The 15,933-nt window shown below is 68.6% G+C and carries 17 protein-coding genes and 1 tRNA gene; 7 read left to right on the forward strand and 11 right to left on the reverse strand.

From position 1 onward, the window contains the following. Window positions 1–37: 37 nt before the first annotated feature. Both GVY64_RS22425 and GVY64_RS22430 read right to left on the reverse strand, forming a co-directional pair. Window positions 38–235: a hypothetical protein gene (locus GVY64_RS22425; protein WP_159844836.1), complete on the reverse strand. Its 198-nt coding sequence runs from the start codon at window positions 233–235 to the stop codon at window positions 38–40. 263 nt (window positions 236–498) lie between these two features. Further along, complete coding sequence (locus GVY64_RS22430; protein ID WP_040864380.1) at window positions 499–699, reverse strand: hypothetical protein; 201 nt, start codon at window positions 697–699, stop codon at window positions 499–501. A gap of 181 nt (window positions 700–880) precedes the next feature. Between GVY64_RS22430 and GVY64_RS22435 the strand changes: the two genes are divergently transcribed. The 5 genes from GVY64_RS22435 to GVY64_RS22455 are packed head-to-tail and all read left to right on the forward strand — an operon-like array spanning window position 881 to window position 4,580. Further along, window positions 881–1,168, forward strand: coding sequence for a DUF6191 domain-containing protein (locus tag GVY64_RS22435; protein WP_159844589.1), 288 nt, complete (start codon window positions 881–883; stop codon window positions 1,166–1,168). Between the two features lie 56 nt (window positions 1,169–1,224). After that, complete coding sequence (locus tag GVY64_RS22440; protein ID WP_159844592.1) at window positions 1,225–1,548, forward strand: hypothetical protein; 324 nt, start codon at window positions 1,225–1,227, stop codon at window positions 1,546–1,548. Window position 1,549: 1 nt separating this feature from the next. Beyond that, window positions 1,550–2,167: a carboxymuconolactone decarboxylase family protein gene (locus GVY64_RS22445; protein WP_159844595.1), complete on the forward strand. Its 618-nt coding sequence runs from the start codon at window positions 1,550–1,552 to the stop codon at window positions 2,165–2,167. A 52-nt stretch (window positions 2,168–2,219) separates the two neighbouring features. Next, window positions 2,220–3,626 carry an amidohydrolase family protein gene (locus GVY64_RS22450; RefSeq protein WP_159844598.1) on the forward strand — a complete coding sequence of 469 codons (1,407 nt, stop codon included), beginning with the start codon at window positions 2,220–2,222 and terminating at the stop codon, window positions 3,624–3,626. A gap of 6 nt (window positions 3,627–3,632) precedes the next feature. Next, window positions 3,633–4,580 carry an antibiotic biosynthesis monooxygenase gene (locus tag GVY64_RS22455; RefSeq protein WP_159844601.1) on the forward strand — a complete coding sequence of 316 codons (948 nt, stop codon included), beginning with the start codon at window positions 3,633–3,635 and terminating at the stop codon, window positions 4,578–4,580. A 5-nt stretch (window positions 4,581–4,585) separates the two neighbouring features. Here the strand turns inward: GVY64_RS22455 and GVY64_RS22460 are convergent, their stop codons facing one another. The 4 genes from GVY64_RS22460 to GVY64_RS22475 form a co-directional block, all read right to left on the reverse strand. Next, window positions 4,586–5,041: a deaminase gene (locus tag GVY64_RS22460; protein WP_236567055.1), complete on the reverse strand. Its 456-nt coding sequence runs from the start codon at window positions 5,039–5,041 to the stop codon at window positions 4,586–4,588. Between the two features lie 88 nt (window positions 5,042–5,129). Beyond that, window positions 5,130–5,217, reverse strand: a tRNA-Ser gene (locus tag GVY64_RS22465). A gap of 57 nt (window positions 5,218–5,274) precedes the next feature. Continuing rightward, window positions 5,275–5,709 carry a nucleoside deaminase gene (locus tag GVY64_RS22470; RefSeq protein WP_442939617.1) on the reverse strand — a complete coding sequence of 145 codons (435 nt, stop codon included), beginning with the start codon at window positions 5,707–5,709 and terminating at the stop codon, window positions 5,275–5,277. A 43-nt stretch (window positions 5,710–5,752) separates the two neighbouring features. Next, window positions 5,753–6,292: a tRNA adenosine deaminase-associated protein gene (locus GVY64_RS22475; RefSeq protein ID WP_159844604.1), complete on the reverse strand. Its 540-nt coding sequence runs from the start codon at window positions 6,290–6,292 to the stop codon at window positions 5,753–5,755. A gap of 58 nt (window positions 6,293–6,350) precedes the next feature. Between GVY64_RS22475 and GVY64_RS22480 the strand changes: the two genes are divergently transcribed. Continuing rightward, complete coding sequence (locus GVY64_RS22480) at window positions 6,351–7,301, forward strand: prephenate dehydrogenase (RefSeq protein WP_442939615.1); 951 nt, start codon at window positions 6,351–6,353, stop codon at window positions 7,299–7,301. Window positions 7,302–7,591: 290 nt separating this feature from the next. Here the strand turns inward: GVY64_RS22480 and GVY64_RS22485 are convergent, their stop codons facing one another. Genes GVY64_RS22485 through GVY64_RS22495 form a run of 3 tightly spaced genes read right to left on the reverse strand, consistent with a single transcriptional unit; the run spans window position 7,592 to window position 12,031 of the window. Next, on the reverse strand, window positions 7,592–8,206 hold the full coding sequence (locus GVY64_RS22485; RefSeq protein ID WP_159844610.1) for a putative glycolipid-binding domain-containing protein: 615 nt from the start codon (window positions 8,204–8,206) through the stop codon (window positions 7,592–7,594). Between the two features lie 49 nt (window positions 8,207–8,255). Next, entirely contained in the window at window positions 8,256–10,217 is a 1,962-nt protein-coding gene (locus GVY64_RS22490; protein ID WP_159844613.1) for an ABC transporter ATP-binding protein, read from the reverse strand. Next, window positions 10,214–12,031: an ABC transporter ATP-binding protein gene (locus tag GVY64_RS22495; RefSeq protein WP_442939616.1), complete on the reverse strand. Its 1,818-nt coding sequence runs from the start codon at window positions 12,029–12,031 to the stop codon at window positions 10,214–10,216. The genes GVY64_RS22490 and GVY64_RS22495 overlap by 4 nt, the downstream gene beginning before the upstream one ends. A gap of 226 nt (window positions 12,032–12,257) precedes the next feature. Here GVY64_RS22495 and GVY64_RS22500 point away from each other — a divergent pair, with 226 nt between their 5' ends. Beyond that, on the forward strand, window positions 12,258–12,536 hold the full coding sequence (locus GVY64_RS22500; protein ID WP_159844616.1) for a putative quinol monooxygenase: 279 nt from the start codon (window positions 12,258–12,260) through the stop codon (window positions 12,534–12,536). On the opposite strand, the gene fadD32 is transcribed toward GVY64_RS22500, so the two are convergent. Together fadD32 and GVY64_RS22510 are read right to left on the reverse strand one after the other, a co-directional pair. Beyond that, window positions 12,533–14,461 carry a long-chain-fatty-acid--AMP ligase FadD32 gene (fadD32, locus tag GVY64_RS22505; RefSeq protein ID WP_201298112.1) on the reverse strand — a complete coding sequence of 643 codons (1,929 nt, stop codon included), beginning with the start codon at window positions 14,459–14,461 and terminating at the stop codon, window positions 12,533–12,535. The two genes, GVY64_RS22500 and fadD32, sit on opposite strands and share 4 nt — an antisense overlap. 108 nt (window positions 14,462–14,569) lie before the next feature. Next, the gene (locus GVY64_RS22510) at window positions 14,570–15,820 is read right to left on the reverse strand and encodes a KasA/KasB family beta-ketoacyl-ACP synthase (protein ID WP_159844619.1); all 1,251 of its coding nucleotides are present in this window, start codon (window positions 15,818–15,820) and stop codon (window positions 14,570–14,572) included. Between the last annotated feature and the right edge of the window lie 113 nt (window positions 15,821–15,933).

A 15,933-nucleotide genomic window follows, 5' to 3' on the forward strand; every position in this document is an offset into this window, starting at 1 on the left:
CCCGCATCCGACGTCCGGATGCGGGGCCGAGTGCGTTTCACCGGCTGGGTTGCGGGAGTTCGCAGTCGCCGACCCGCGGATTCACCCCGACGTAGTTGAGGGGGCCCGCCACGGCGGTCAGTCCGATCGTGCCCCAACCGGCACAGTTCAGCGGGGGGCCGCTGTCGAAATAGTGTCGCTGACCGGCCGCGAGCAACCCGACCGCCAGCCAGGCCAGCAGCAGGAACCCGAGCAGCCGGGAGCCTACGCCGGGGCCGCGCCCGGCACGCGCACGACGATCGTAATCACGCCCACGACGTTCGTAATCGCGCATCTCATCGGTTCCTTCCGTGGCCCCCGTCGAGGGGGGATACCCGGCCATACCGACAGTTACCCCGACGAACCCTGTTCAGCAGCGATTACATCGGACATAGCAAACATTTGGTTCACAGTCCGCACAGACGCAAAGCCGACGGCCGGGTGGCATGCCACCCGGCCGTCGTCGTTCTCTCGATCGAACTACGGACTTGGTTGCGGGACATTACAATCCGCGACCTTCGGATTGACGCCCATGTAGTTGAGCGGTCCCGCGATGACAGTGACGGCGATGGTGCCGAAACCGGCGCAGTTGACCGGTCCACTGTCGAAATAGTGGCGTTGTGCCGCGGCGATCACGCCGATCAGCAACCAGATCAAGACGATTACACTTCCGATTCTCATGTTTCTCTCGCGCATCGTTCCCGCGCGGATTGTCCGACGGCGCATCTGGCATCGCGTCCTTCCCGCACTTTCCGTATCGGGCGTATACCCGCGATCGCGCCGGTTACCCGTCGCGAATCGGCCCATTTTCCGTGCCGTTCGGCAGGGGCGGCGGGGGCGTCGGCTGGTAGCTTCGGCAGGCATGGCGGCGGTGTTGCAGTGGTGGATTCCCGGGTGGGTCATACTGCTGGTGCTGGTGGCGGTCTACGAGCTCACCGTGAACAAACGCCGCCGACGCCGCCGCACACCGATCTCCGGCACCTTCACCGACGAGTTCACCGCGCTGTTCTACGCGACCAAGCGCATGGAGCTGGATCATCGCGAATCGGTGTCGATGCTGCGCGAGGAGCAGGACGAGGGTGCGCCCCCGCTGGTCGGTGTCGACCTCGACGGACGCAAGGTGGTGCTGCGCCAGGAACGGGAGCAGTAACCGCTGCGCCCCTGAGATTTCCAGCGAAGGCGGCGGTCGTCGGCCAGAATGAGGCCATGCGTGCCTCGATGGATGAGCGATGGCGGCGGTTCGGCGAGCACCTCGCGTCCGCGCCGGGACGACTGCCGAGCGAGGTCCGCCGCGTCCTGCGCGACCGGGCCGCCGGGACCGCCGACTCCGGCCAGGACGTCGCGCCGGAACTCGCCGCCTTCGGCGACCTGGTGGCCGACCGGTCCTACCGGGTCACCGAGCAGGAGATCGCGGCGCTGACAGCGGCCGGGCACACCGACGACGAGATCTTCGAGGCGACCGCGGTGGCCGCCTATGGTGCCGCCGACCGGCGCCTGCGCGCGGCTCGTCTGGCGTGGGAGGGGTACTGAGATGTGGCTGGAAGCAGTGCGATCCGGCCACGACCGGCCCACCAGACTCGTGCTGTGGACCATGCGGCGATTCAGTCGCGTGGAAGTCCCCGCGGTGCTGAAGGTGCTGTTCTACCGGCACAGGTTCTTCGGATCTCCGCTGTCGGAGCTGATTCAGGAGGTCATGCGCGGCCCGTCGTACTGGACCGTCGCCGAACGCGAGATCTTCGCGACGCACACCTCCCAGGCCAACGAGTGCCCGTTCTGCGCCACCTCGCACGAGGCGATCGCAGGCGCGTACGCCGACGCCGACGTGGTGGCCCGCGCCTTGGCCGGCGGCACGGATTCCCCGCTGCGCCCCGAGGCGCGCGTCATGCTCGATTTCCTCGCGAAGATGGCTCGTGACCCCGACGCGTTGACCCCCGAGGACGCCGCGCTGGTCCGGCTGGCGGGCGTGTCCCGCGAAGCGTTCGACGAGGCCGTCTGGGTGGGCACCTGCTTCAACGTGATCAACCGCATGATGAACACCGTCGGAGCGGGACCACTGGAGGACAGGCAGCGCGGCGTGAGCGCTCGATTCATCAAACTCGCCGGCTACCGAATGCCGCCACCAGTGACATTGTTCTCACGCGGCCTCTGATCTCATTTCGCGCGATCCGCTCGCGTCCCGGATCGATGTGTGTTCTCCTCGAATGGTGAGCCAAGTCCACTTGGGGCACATTTTTCACATCGCCGGAAGTCCCGCTGCCGGCACTGTGTCCGACGCGCTGGTCGACGTCCCCGACGGCGCGCTGGCAATCGACGACAACGGCCGTGTCGCATTCTGTGGACCGCGCTCCGATCTCCCGGCCGAGCACGGCTCCGAAAAGGTGTTCGATCATCGCCCCGGATTCCTGCTTCCCGGATTCGTCGACACCCACATTCATTTCCCCCAGGCCTTCGCGGGGGACGCTTACGGCGGCGGTCAGCTGCTGGAGTGGCTCGAATCGTGCATCTATCCCGCCGAATCCCGATATGCCGACCCCGAATTCGCGCAGCGCGCGGCTGCCGAATTCTGTTCGCGCCGCATCGCGGCGGGCACCACGGCGGCGATGGTCTTCGGCTCGGCATTCCCGTACGCGCAAGACGCCCTGTTCGCCGAAACCCGGCGGCGCGGTCTGCGGATGGTCGGTGGCCGCGGTATCCAAACGACGGGAGAGCCCGCTGCGGCGCCCTTGATCACCTCCGAAGACGACGCCATTCGCCTGACCGACGAGGAGATCGGCAAGTGGCACGCCGCCGACACCGGTGACGTGGACACCGCGCTATTGCACGTGGCGATCGTCCCGCGGTTCTCGCTGGCGGTCACTCGGGCGACGTTGAAGAACCTCGGCGAACTCTACGATTCGGTGCGCGAGCGCGGCGTCTATTTCCACACCCACCTCAACGAGAACAACCGCCCGGGCACCGGCGAAGTCGACAGCACCAAGCAGGCATACGGCGTGACGACTTACCTGGACACCTACGACGGGAAATTCCTGCCGGGATCGGCGGCGGGCGGCAAAAGCCTGCTCGGCAGGCGCAGCATCCTCGCCCATTGCGTGCACTGTCAGGACGCCGAGCTGCGGCGGATGGCCGAGACCGGCACGTCGGTCGCGCACTGCCCGGTGTCGCAGCAGTTCCTCGGCTCCGGGACCATGCCGTGGAAGCGGACGCTCGCCTCCGGCGTCACCGTGGCCGCGGGCACCGATTACGGCGGCGGCGACGAATGGCTGATCCCGCAGGTGCTGTCGGCCGCGTTCAAGGTGCACATCTCCGAGCCGGGCGAGCTCGGCGTGTCGATGCACCCGGCGGAAATGCTGTTCACCGGCACGCTGGCCGGGGCGCGCGCCTTGGATATGGAGAATCGGTTCGGGAACTTCGACATCGGTAAGGAAGCCGATTTCCTCGTGATCGAACCAGCGCGCGTTCCGGCGCTGGAGAGCACGCTGGCATACGGCATTCGTTCCGACGACCCCACATTGGCTCGGGATCAGACGCTGTTCGCGCTGCTGATGGGTATTCGCGAGCCCGCGATCACCGAGGTCTACGTGCGGGGCCGTCGCGTCGACGCCGCATAGTTCCCGATGGACGCCGCCGCCACCGCCGTAACGGTCTTCCACCGACCGGCGCGCGACGCGGCTTTCCGGGAATGGCTGGAGCTGATGGCCGAAACAGCCCGCGCTATGGACGGTTTCGTGAATTCGTCCGTGGCGGTCACCGGAGATCCGTTGTTCGACCATGGCTTCAGCGTCACATTCCGATCCGAACCAGCGCTGCACGCATTCCTCGACTCGGCCGAACGAGCAGGCGCGTTGTCCGACGGCGCAGCGCTCGGCTTCCATTGCAAGAGTTCGGATCTGATCTTCGTGGAAGGCGAGTCGCCGCCGCCGGGCATCGGCGTTTTCCGGCACAGCGTGGCGCACGACAAGGAAGCCGAATTCGAGGCGACCGAGGCGCGACTGGTCGCGGTGAGCTCGAAGTTCCCCGGATTCGAAGGCGCTGCCTTGTTCCCGTCGGACGGCGGACGCTGGTTCTCGGTACTCCGATTCCGCACGGAACGGCAATTGTCGGAATGGCTGCGCTCCGACGAACGCGCCGCCGCCTTACCGGAATTGCGCGCGAAATTGACCGAGGACTTCACCATGGACGCGCACACCACGCCGTTCGGCTCGACCGTGCGAACGGTCGGCGGCGAGACCAGGATGACGCCGACGTGGAAGACCGCCATGATGGTGCTGCTGGTGTTGTATCCCACGGTAATGGTGCTGTCGCGTTTCCTCGGGCCGGTGCTCGACCGGCTCGCAGCGCCACCGTGGCTGGCCCTGTGGCTCAGCCAGATCATCAGCGTCGGCCTGATGAGCTACTTTCTCTCGCCCGCCGTCGCGAGCTGGTTCCGCCGCTGGCTCGATCCGATCGACGGCGCGAGCCCGCGGGTCAGCGTCATGGGCGCGGCGGTGGTCGTCGTGCTCTACGCGCTGACGCTGCTGCTGTTCGCGTCGGTGCGCTGGTTGCAGTACTGGGATTACGACTGAGCCGCTCAGGACAGGTCGAGGTGGCGGTTCATCGACCTCGCCGCCTCGGCCAGTTCCGGAAGCTCCACCACCGTGACCCCGGCCTGCCGCAACTTCTCCACGCCCACGCAGTTCACCACGAACGTCGACGGCTCACGCCACGCGATGACCACCACCGGGATGCCGGCCTGCAGGACCCGATCCGTGCACGGCAACCGGTCCTTCGTCCCGCGTTCCGAGCAGGGTTCCAGCGTGCTGTAGAGCGTGGCCCGCCCCAGCCGCGGATCCGCCGGGTCCAGCTTGCCGAGCGCGGCTTCCTCGGCATGTTCCTTCGGGTCGGACTCGCGGGAATAGCCGGTCGCGATCGCCACGCCATCGGCGACGATCACCGCGCCCACCGAGAATGCGCCCTCGGCCACCGGGCACAGGCGCGCGAGTTCGATGGCCCGGTTCATCCAGTAGCGGTGGTCGGGCTCGGTCACCGCATCGCCCTCCTTCGGCTGCTGACGCACTCGTCCTTCGACCGATCGAAAAAGCCCCTCACCTGCGCGAACAGATGAGGGGCTGGAGCGGTGGCGGAGGGATTTGAACCCTCGGAGGGGGGTTACCCCTCACACGCTTTCGAGGCGTGCTCCTTAGGCCGCTCGGACACGCCACCGCCGACAACCATACCGGACCGTCGCCGGATCACTAAATCGCGTGCTGACCTGCGGGCTCAGCGCTGGGTGCGAAAGAATTCGTCGAGCAACGCCGCGCACTCGTCCGCGAGCACGCCGCCGCGCACCTGGGGCCGGTGATTGAGACGACGGTCGCGCACCACGTCCCACAGCGACCCGACGGCGCCCGTCTTCGGCTCCCAGGCGCCGAAGACCAGGCGGCCGACCCGCGCGAGCACCAGCGCGCCCGCGCACATCGTGCACGGCTCCAGCGTGACGGCGAGGGTGGCGCCCTCCAGCCGCCAGCCGTCGCCGTGGACCGCGGCGGCCCGGCGCAGCGCCAGGATCTCCGCGTGCGCGGTCGGATCGCCGAGCGCCTCACGGGCGTTCGCGGCCCGCGCGAGTTCCTTTCCGGTGGAGTCGAATACCACCGCGCCGACCGGCACGTCACGAGCTCCGGCGGCCGTGGCGGCTCCGATGGCGGCGCGCACCATGTCGGCGTCCGACGGGATCGGGTCGTCCGGGAGAACGCCCACGTCAGCGCGGCAGCTTGTCCAGTACCGCGGCGAATTCTCCGGCGAAGCCGAGGCGCTGGGCGATCATGCCGAGCTGCTCGTCCGGATAGAGATCGGTCTCGGCGAGGATGACGCTCAGCACCGGTTCGGGCAGGCCCAGATCGGCGAGCACACCCAGGTCACCCTCTTCCCATGGCTCCACGTCGTCCAGTTCGTCCGGATCGATATCGGGGATTTCCACGTTGAGGGCCTCCAGGACGTCCGCGGCGATGTCGTAATCGATCGCCGCCGTGGCGTCCGAGACGAGCATCCGGGTTCCGCTCGGCGCGGGCCGGAGCACGATGAAGAACTCGTCGTCGACGTCGAGCAACCCGAACACCGCTCCGGAGCTGCGCAAAGCTTTCAGCTCACTCTCCGCGGCGGACAAATCGGTGAGGGCGTCCCGGCTCAGCGGACTGCACCGCCATTTGCCTTCTTCGCGGACAACCGCCACTGCGAACCCTTCCACGTCGTCGTAATCGTCCGACGCCGCCCTGTTCGTGCCCGAGCGCTGTGCTGCCATGGCCGCAACGGTAGTCGGCTCGAGGGGAAATGTTGAAGTCGTATGCGAATCTGTTCCGGTGACTTCGGCGAAGAAAGCTCCCGTATGCGTCCTCGGGACCGGTTTGATCGGTGGGTCGCTATTACGCGCGGCCGTCGCCGCGGACTACGACGGCTGGGGCTACAACCGATCGGCGGCGGGCGCGCGGGCCGCGCGCGCCGACGGATTCGACGTCATCGAAGACCTGCAGGCAGCGCTGCGGCGGGCCGCGGAAACCGACGCGCTGATCGTCGTCGCGGTGCCGATGCCCGCAGTGGACCACATGCTCTCGGCGATCGCAGACTACGCGCCGGAATGCGCCATCACGGATGTGGTGAGCGTGAAGGGGCCGGTCGCGGCGGCCGTGCGCGAGCACGGTCTCGCCCAGCGGTACGTCGGCGGCCATCCGATGGCCGGTACGTCCGAATCAGGCTGGGCGGCGACGGATCCGGATTTGTTCCGCGACGCGGTGTGGGCGGTCGGCGTCGACCAGGGCACGCGAGCCGACCCGTGGGCCCGCGTGGTGCGGCTGGCGCTGGACTGTGGCTCGGTGGTGGTGCCGGTGGTGGCCGCGGAACACGATCGCGCCGTAGCCCGCATCTCCCACCTGCCGCATGTACTCGCCGAGGCACTGGCTCTGGTGGGCGCCGCCGGAGGTGATCTCGCGCTGGGGCTCGCGGCCGGGTCGTTCCGAGACGGCACCCGCGTCGCCGGTACCGCGCCCGATCTGGTTCGCGCGATTTGCGAACCGAATTCAGCGGCGCTACTGGAAGTTCTGGACGACGCACTCACCGTGCTCGGCGCGGCGCGCGACAACCTGCGCGACAAGCAATCCCTCGCGGATCTGGTCGAAGCCGGGCACGACGCGCGCCGGCGCTACGAGTCCGCGCGGCGCTGGGAGATCACCGGCATCCGGCCCGGCGACCACGACTGGCTGGCAGACCTGCGGGCGGCAGGCGAGCGCGGCGGGGTCATCACCCGCCTGGACTGACCGTGCGAGAACCGTCTACTCCCCGACCTGCCGGAGTCGGGCCCGGCCGCCGCTGATCGTGAGTGAATACCTCGCGACTGCCACGTTCCCTTCAGCGCCGGTCCGTATGCGTCGAACTGTGCGAGAACGAGCGGCGACACTCCCCCGTCGAGTAGCTGCGGACCAAGAGCTCGGCCGCGAGTGTCGGCTCCGCGCTGCCGTCGGCGGCCCCCACCGAGCGTCGGTGCGATTACCCGGGCCTCGGAACTCCTCGGCACGAAAGCGTCGACTCGCGTACCCGCGGTGCCGCCTCAGATGCGTTCGGCCAGGCCCGGGTAGTCCAGCACGAATCCGTCGGCATCCACCGTGACGGTCGCGCTGGACACCGGCGACAGCACGCTGATGCCGTCGGCGGCGCTGCTGTAGATCAGCGTGGCCTCTTGGACGAGCAGATCGGGCAGACGCACGTACACCACCGGGACCTGCCTGTCCTCGACCGCGTGCTGCAGGTCGTAGCGGCGGATCGGCAAGGTATTGAAGAACGGGCTGAGCACCACGTCCACGTCCAGCGCCCCGGCGAAGGTGGAGCGCACATGGTTGCCGCCGGCGTCGACGAGCCAGTAGTCCTCCTCGTCGCGGGCGATCGAGGCATGCCGCTCACCGGCGGCCGTCGTGGTGCGCACCGACAGCCGCTTCGTCACGCCGTTCTCGTCGGTGACCAGGTCGTAGGACGCGCTGAACGCGGGGTGGTCGGCGCTCGCGCCGCCGATCATGCGCCCGGCGGCGCGGATGCGGTTGCCGTTGAGCTGCACCCGCACCGACTCCATGCGCGTCGCGTCGTGGGCGCGCCAAGTGAGGATCGCCGGCCACCGGGATTCCTGCGGGCTCCCGGCGGCGCTCTCGGGGTCGGGGGCTGGGGTCGTCACGTATCTACCGTAAGCGACACCCGGCCCCGGCCCGTACAACCGCCGCTCATCACACCAGCGACTCCCGCCACGCCGCGTGCAGGCCTGCGAACCGCCCGGTCCCCGCGATCAGGGCATCCGGTGTGCCGTCCTCGACGATCCGGCCGGACTCGAGCACCAGCACCCGGTGCGCGATGGCCACCGTGGACAGCCGGTGCGCGATGATCACCGCCGTACGCCCGCGCAGCACGGTCTCCAGCGCCCGCTGCACCAGCCGTTCGCTCGGTATGTCGAGGCTCGACGTGGCCTCGTCCAGCACGATCACGGCGGGATCGGCCAGAAACACCCGCGCGAACGCGACCAGCTGCCGCTGCCCCGCCGAGAGCCTCCCGCCGCGCTTGCGCACGTCGGTGGCGAAGCCCTCGGGCAGCGCCTGCACGAAGTCGTACAGACCGACGGCGCGCGCCGCCGCGAACACCTCGGCGTCGGTGGCCTCGGGCCTGCCCAACCGGATGTTGTCGGCCACCGACCCGGAGAACAGGTACGACTCCTGGGTGACCATCACCACGTTGCGGCGCAGGTCGACGTCGGAGAGATCGCGCAGGTCGATGCCGTCCAAGGTGACGGCGCCGCCGGACGGGTCGTAGAACCGCGTCAGCAGCTTGGCCAGCGTCGACTTGCCCGCGCCGGTCGCACCCACCAGCGCGATCACCTGCCCCGCCGGGATGTCCAGGGTGAACTCCGGCAGCACCGGTCGCGTCCGGCGATCGGGCTTGTCCGGCTCGGTGGACACCCCTGCCGGGGCATCGGCTACCGGCGTCGGCGCGTGGTCGGCGTCCGCGGCGGGCGTGCTCGAGTAGCCGAACCACACCTCCTCCATCCGCACCGCGCCGGACGCCTTGTCCAGCGCCACCGGCCGCGCCGGTTCGGGCACCGACGGCTCCTCCTCCAGCACGCCCGAGATCTTCTCCAGCGCGGCCGCCGCGGATTGGTAGGCGTTGAACACCTGCGCCAGCTCGTCCAGCGGCCCGTAGAACTCGTTGAGGTACAGCAGGTAGGCAGCGAGCACACCGACCGCGAGATCGCCCTCGATCACCCGCCAGGCGCCGACCACGATGATGATCACGGTGGTCAGGTTGCCGAGCAGTTTGGTCAGGCCTGCGTAGTCACCCATGCCGCGCATGGCCGCGGTGGTCGCCCGGCGGTATTCGGCGTCCTCGATCGCCAGCACCGACTCGTTGCGCTGCTCCCGGCGGAACGCCTGCACGGCCCGCATGCCGCCCATCGACTCGACGAACTGCACGACCACCTTGGCGATCGCGGCGCGCGTACGCCGGTAGCCCGCACGCTGCCTGCGCTGCGCCCAACGGGTGACCAGCACCAGCGGTACGAATCCGGTCAGCACGATCGCGGCGAGCGCCTGATCCAGGTAGATCAGCAGCGCCGCGATGGTTACCACCGACAAGATCGCGCTCAGCGCCTGGTTGAGCGCGCTTTCCAGCAGCTCCTGCAGCGTCTCGATGTCGCCGGTGAGCCGCGCCACCACCTTGCCCGAGGTGTACTTCTCGTGGAAGGCGACGCTGAGCCGCTGGGTGTGCGCGAACGCGCGGACGCGCAGGTCGAACAGCACGCTCTGGCTCAGCCTGCCGGACACCCGCAGGAAGGAGTACGTACTGATCACGCTGATCAGGACCGAGCCGAGGTAACCCGTCACGGTCCACGCCAGCGGCGCCCAGTTCCCCTCGACACCGCGCGCGATGCCCGTGTCCAGGCCGTGCGCGACGAACAGCGGCGCCGACACCTTGGCGACGTTGTCGAGCACGATGAGCACCAGCGCGAGCGCGGTGAGCTTGCGGTAGGGCTTGACCAGTTCGAGCAGTAGCCGCCGGGAGCGTCCGGCCAGCACCAGATTCCCGGTCTCGGTGACCTCCTTGTCCTCGCCCGCGATGCCCCGCCAGTCGGCCGCTTGTTCCCCGGGCTCCGGAAGTGCCTCCGGCGCTTCGTCTTTCGTTTCGGTGGTCGTGAGGCTCACAGCTGCTCACCTCCCATCAGTTCGCGGTAGCTTCTGCTGGTACGCAGCAATTGGTCGTGGGTTCCCTCGGCGACGATCCGGCCGTCGGCGAGCACCGCCACCCGGTCGGCCAGCGCCGCCGTGGACGGACGGTGCGCGACGAGCAGCGTCGTCGCGTCGGCCAGCACCGTACGCAGACGGGCCTGCACCCGCTCCTCGGTCTCCACGTCGAGCGCGGACAGCGGATCGTCGAGCACCATGATCCGGCTGCCCTCGCCCCCGCCCGCGCCGGTGAGCACCGCGCGGGCCAGCGCGAGTCGCTGCCGCTGGCCACCGGACAGGCTGAGGCCCTGTTCACCGATCCTGGTGTCCAAGCCCCAAGGCAGGTCGTCGACGAACTCGGTGGCCTGCGCGACCTCCAGAGCCCGGCGCACATCCGCGTCCGTGGCAGCCGGATCGCCGAGCGCGACGTTCTCCCGCACGCTCGCGGAGAACAACACCGGGTCCTCGAACGCCACCGAGACCAGCGACCGCAGGTCGGCGACGCGCATCGTCGCGATATCGATGCCGTCGATGGTGATCGCGCCGCCGGACACGTCGTACAAGCGCGGAATCAGGTTCAGCAGCGCTGTCTTACCGCTTCCCGTCGCGCCGACCAGTGCGACCGTCTCGCCGGGACGAACCCGCAGCGACACCTCCCGCAGCACCTCTTCTTCGGCGTCGGGGAAGGCGAATCGCACCGCGTCCAAACGCAGTTCGCCGCGGATGCGCTCGGGCAGGTCCACCGGATCGGCCGGGTCGGTGATGTCGACGGGGGTGTCGATGATCTCCCAGTACCGGTCGGCCGCGGTGCGCGCGTCGTTCAGCTCGGCGAGCAAGAAGCCGGTCCAGATGATCGGCCACTGCAGGAAAGTCGCCAGCGTGATGCCCGCGATCAAGGTGCCGAGCGTCATCGTGCCGTGCGCCACCGCGTACCCGCCGTAGCCGAGCGCGAACGCGATGGCCAGCTGCGGCAGGCTCACCATGCTCGACCACAATGTCGCGTCGAGGCGCGCCTTCAGCAACTCGGTCTGCCGCAGCTCCTGCGCCTGTGCGGTGAAACGGCGTCCGAAGAAGGCGCCCCGTCCGAACGCCTTGAGCACCCGTACGCCCTGCGCGGACTCCTCGGCGGTGGTCGCCAGGTCACCGGACTGGTCCTGGGAACGCCGCGAGGCCACCGCGTACCGGCGCTCGAACCGGATGCAGCCGATGACCAGCGGGATCGAGATCACCGCGAAGATGGCGCCGATCTGCGGGCTCAGCGCGATCAGCACGAGCAGGCCGACCGGAATGATCACACCGTGGATGAGCAGGAACGGCCCCGCGAACGAGACGAACCGGCGCATGGTGGCCAGGTCGTCGATCGCCCGCGAGAGCAGCTGACCCGACTCCCACGCGTCGTGCCTGCCGATCGACAGCGCCTGCAGCTTCCGGAAGATCTTGGCCCGCAGCGTGATCTCGAATCGGGTCGCGGGCGCGGCGATCAGCCAGCGGCGTCCCCACACGCCACCGGCTTCCAGCAGGCCGAGCGCCAGCACCGCGGCCACCGGCCACAGCGCGCCCCCGAGATCGCGGTGGGCGACCGGGCCATCGATGATCCGGGCGATCATCAGCGGGATGACGACGGCCGTCAGGCCGGACAGCAGCGCGAGGCCGCTGGCGGCGAGCAGCATCCCGATGTGCGGACGCAGGTACGGCCAGAATCGGCGCAGCGAATGCAGGCGGCCCGTGGCGGCGGGCCGCTCTGCTCTGTCGGCCTCCGGTTCGGCCGGCGAAACGTCCAGTGCGACAGACAAGACTCCCCCTCGAAATATGTGACTGGCGGCGGAGAACGGGACCCACGGTGATGTTCGCAGCGGGGTCCGACATTCCAGGGTCGCACCGGAACGTGCTTCGACCAACCGATTTTCCGGCCGCCGCCGGACATCCGCGCTCGTCGCGGCGACGGGTTCCACGCTCATTCGCCAAGTCGACAACCTCGAGCGAACTCGAGGTCAAGCGGTGCGGATCTAAGATCCCCCCATGCTGATCGTCGCCGGATGTCTACGGGTCACCGATCGCGACCGCTACCTCGACAGCTGCCGGGAAGTCGTCGCGCTCGCCCGCGCCGCCGAAGGCTGCCTCGACTTCAGCCTCGGCGCGGACCTGATCGAACCCGATCGGGTGAACGTCTACGAGCGCTGGGCGACCCGTGCCGCGGTGGAACGCTTCCGCGGCACGGGCACCTCGGGCGACCTCGACGCCCAGATCGTGGGCGCCGACGTCCGGGAATTCGAGTACGAGACCGAGACCCGGCTCTAGCCGACGACCGCGGTCTCGGAGTCCCACTCCTGCGGCGCGTCCGGGAACGCCTGCTGCTGGTGGCCGCCGCGCAGGGTGCCTTCCAGATAGGCCGCCCGGCAGGCGCGGCGGGCGATCTTGCCGCTGGACGTGCGCGGAATCGAACCCGCGGGCACCAGCAGCACGTCCCGGACCATGACGCCGTGCCGCTGCGCGATCGCGGCGCGCACCGTGTCGGCTACCGACTCCGACTCGACCTTGCCGCCACCGGTATTGCGCTCGGCGACGATGACCAACTGCTCCGAGACGTCCTCGGCGTCGAGGGTCAGGCCGGAGCGGCTGCCCCGTTCGAAGACCAGTGCGGGTAGTTCGTTGGCCGGCACCGAGAACGCCGCGACGAATCCGGGACGCAGCGCCGTACTGGATTCCTGGGCCGAGAACTCCAGGTCCTGCGGATAGTGGTTGCGGCCGTCGACGATGACCAAGTCCTTGACCCGGCCGGTGATGTACAACTCGCCGTCGAGGTAGGCCCCGAAATCGCCGGTACGCATCCAGTTGGCGTCCGGCGGCGCGCCCTCCGCGTGACTGCCCTCGGGCAGCCGCTCGGCCAATTCGGCGCGGAAGGTGGCCTCGGTCTCCTCCGGGCGGCCCCAGTATCCGATGCCCATGTTCTCGCCGTGCAGCCAGATTTCCCCGACCTCGCCGTCACATCGCTCGGTGCCGTGTACGGGATCGACGATCACCGCCCACTGCGACCGCGCGACGTATCCGCAGGACACCTGGGCGATGGCGTTGTCGGCATCCGCGGCGACCTCGACCATCCGCCCGGCGTTCAACTCGGTCCGGTCGACGTGGACGACCTTCGCCTTGTCCTGCGCCCGGGTAGCGGAGACGAACACCGTCGCCTCGGCCATGCCGTAGCAGGGCTTGATCGCCGTCTCCGGCAACCCGTACGGCACGAACGCCTCGTTGAACTTCTTCATCGACGACACCGACACCGGCTCGCTGCCGTTGATCAAACCGATCACATTGGACAGATCCAATTCCTCGCCCGGCTTCGGCTTGCCACGAGCCGCGGCGTGCTCGAACGCGAAATTGGGCGCGGCCGCGAAAGTCCCGGCTCCGTCGGAGGCGGCGGCCAGTTCCTTTATCCAGCGGTACGGGCGGCGTACGAAGGCGCTCGGCGACATGATGGTGATGAACCCGCCGCCGACGGTCGGCAGGATCACGGCCAGTAGACCCATGTCGTGGAACAGCGGTAGCCAGGTGACCCCCCGCGAATTCTCGGTGACGCCGATGGCGTCGATCATCTGCAGCAGGTTGGTGCCCACCGCGCGATGGGTGATCTCCACGCCCGCGGGCGTCCGGGTGGAGCCCGAGGTGTACTGCAGGTAGGCGACGCTGTCGATGTTGATGTCCGGACGCACCCACGAGGCGCCGACACCGTCCGGAATCGCCTCCACCGCGATGATGCGCGGGCGCTGCGGCGGCGGCAGATGCCGGAAGAATTTCCGCACGCCGCTCGCGGCGGAACCGACCGTGAGGATCGCGGCGGGCGTGCAGTCACCGAGCACCGCGTGCAAGCGGTCGGTGTGACCCTGTTCCTCCGGATCGAACAGCGGAACGGCGATATTGCCCGCGTACACGGCGGCGAACAGCGAGACGACGTAGTCGAGCCCTTGCGGGGCGAGGATCGCCACCCGGTCGCCCGGCTGCGTGACCTGTTGCAGCCGCGCCGCCACCGCGCGCAGACGCACACCGAACTGCCGCCAGGTCAGTTCCAGGTATTCGCCGTCCCTTTCCCGCGAGTAGTCGATGAAGCGGTAGGCGAGGTCGTCGCCGTTCTCCCTGCTGTGCTTGTCGACGAAGTCGATCAGGGTCTTGTCCCCCCGAATTCTGATATTGCCCTGATCGTCCAGATAGTCGTCGAAGGTTTCGTCGATCATCGCCTTATCCTTTTCCAGCGCACAGACACTCGGGCCGTGCAATGACACCGAACACAGGTCGATAACGAAGCGTCGGGAAGGCTAGCAGGTGTCCCGGCCACCTGACGGTCAGTACCGGCCGAAAGCGAGCGCGACGTTGTGGCCGCCGAATCCGAACGAGTTGTTCAGGGCGTAATCGACCCGGCCGGGCCGGGAGCTGCCGTGCACCACGTCGAGATCGATTTCCGGGTCCTGATTGTCCAAATTCAACGTGGGCGGCACTATTTCGTCGCGCACGGTGAGCACGGTCAGCACGGATTCGAGCGCGCCGACCGCGCCGATGGAATGACCGAGGGCCGATTTGGGCGCGTAGACCGACGCGTGACTGCCCACCGCCTGGCCGATCGCGCGCGCCTCCGCCGTATCCCCGATCGGAGTTGCGGTCGCGTGCGCGTTGACGTGCGTGACGTCGGCCTTGGCCAGACCGGCCGTGCGCATCGCCCGCGTCATCGCGCGCGCCGCGCCGGTGCCCTCCGGGTCCGGCGCCACCAGGTGGAAGCCGTCCGAAGTGATGCCGGCCCCCATCAGCCGGGCATGGATGGTCGCGCCGCGCGCTTTCGCGTGCTCCTCGGTCTCCAGCACCAGCAGCGCGCCCGCCTCGCCGAAGACGAAACCGTCGCGGTCGGCGTCGAACGGGCGCGAGGCGGTCTTCGGCGTGTCGTTGCGGGTGCTCATCGCGCGCATCATGGAGAAGGCCGCGATCGCCAGCGCCTGGATGGAGCCCTCCACCCCGCCGGTGACCACCATGTCGGCATCGCCCATGACGATCGTCCGCCATGCGTTGGCGATCGCCTCCGCGCCGGAGGAGCAGGCCGACACCGGCGTCGTCACCCCGGCCTTGGCGCCGAGTTCCAGTGCGACGCAGGCCGCCGCGCCGTTCGGCATCACGGCCTGGACGGTGTACGGCGACACCTTGCGGTAGCCACCGTTGTGCAGCTTGTCCCGAGCGTGGATCATCGCCTCCGCGCCACCGAGCCCGGTGCCGATGGACACCGCCAGACGGTGCTTGTCCACCTCGGGACTGCCCGCGTTGCGCCAGACCTCACGCCCGAGCACGACGGCCAACTGCTCGACATAGGCGAGCCTGCGGGACTCCGCCGCGTCCAGATACGCCGTGGGCGGAACTTTCAGATGCCCGCCGATGCGGACCGGCAACTCGAAATCGTCGATGAAAGCGTCGTCCAGGACGTCGATGCCGCTGTCGCCGTTGAGCAAGCCCTTCCACGTGGAATCCACGTCACCCGCGAGAGACGTGGTCGCCGCGAGGCTTGTGACCACCACGGAGGGAAATCGTCCGTTTTTCGTGGAAGGCATCTGCATGTTTCGCTCACTTTCCCTAGCGTCGCTCTGGAACTTCGTCGAGCAAAAGCAATGCGCGAGCGCGCCACCAGAATCGTGGGCGGCCCGCACGGATGGCACTGGAGCGCAGGCGG

Origin of the sequence: Nocardia sp. CY41, assembly GCF_009829325.1 — a bacterium.
Lineage (GTDB): Bacteria > Actinomycetota > Actinomycetes > Mycobacteriales > Mycobacteriaceae > Nocardia.

Excerpts from the sequence above, each read along its gene's own strand:
- GVY64_RS22435 (WP_159844589.1), top strand. The coding sequence starts at position 881 with ATGGCGGCGGTGTTGCAGTGGTGGATTCCCGGGTGGGTCATACTGCTG.
- GVY64_RS22510 (WP_159844619.1), bottom strand. The coding sequence starts at position 15,820 with ATGCAGATGCCTTCCACGAAAAACGGACGATTTCCCTCCGTGGTGGTC.
- GVY64_RS22445 (WP_159844595.1), top strand. The coding sequence starts at position 1,550 with ATGTGGCTGGAAGCAGTGCGATCCGGCCACGACCGGCCCACCAGACTC.
- GVY64_RS22430 (WP_040864380.1), bottom strand. The coding sequence starts at position 699 with ATGAGAATCGGAAGTGTAATCGTCTTGATCTGGTTGCTGATCGGCGTG.
- GVY64_RS22455 (WP_159844601.1), top strand. The coding sequence starts at position 3,633 with ATGGACGCCGCCGCCACCGCCGTAACGGTCTTCCACCGACCGGCGCGC.
- GVY64_RS22450 (WP_159844598.1), top strand. The coding sequence starts at position 2,220 with ATGGTGAGCCAAGTCCACTTGGGGCACATTTTTCACATCGCCGGAAGT.
- fadD32 (WP_201298112.1), bottom strand. The coding sequence starts at position 14,461 with ATGATCGACGAAACCTTCGACGACTATCTGGACGATCAGGGCAATATC.
- GVY64_RS22440 (WP_159844592.1), top strand. The coding sequence starts at position 1,225 with ATGCGTGCCTCGATGGATGAGCGATGGCGGCGGTTCGGCGAGCACCTC.
- GVY64_RS22500 (WP_159844616.1), top strand. The coding sequence starts at position 12,258 with ATGCTGATCGTCGCCGGATGTCTACGGGTCACCGATCGCGACCGCTAC.
- GVY64_RS22470 (WP_442939617.1), bottom strand. The coding sequence starts at position 5,709 with ATGGTGCGCGCCGCCATCGGAGCCGCCACGGCCGCCGGAGCTCGTGAC.
- GVY64_RS22475 (WP_159844604.1), bottom strand. The coding sequence starts at position 6,292 with ATGGCAGCACAGCGCTCGGGCACGAACAGGGCGGCGTCGGACGATTAC.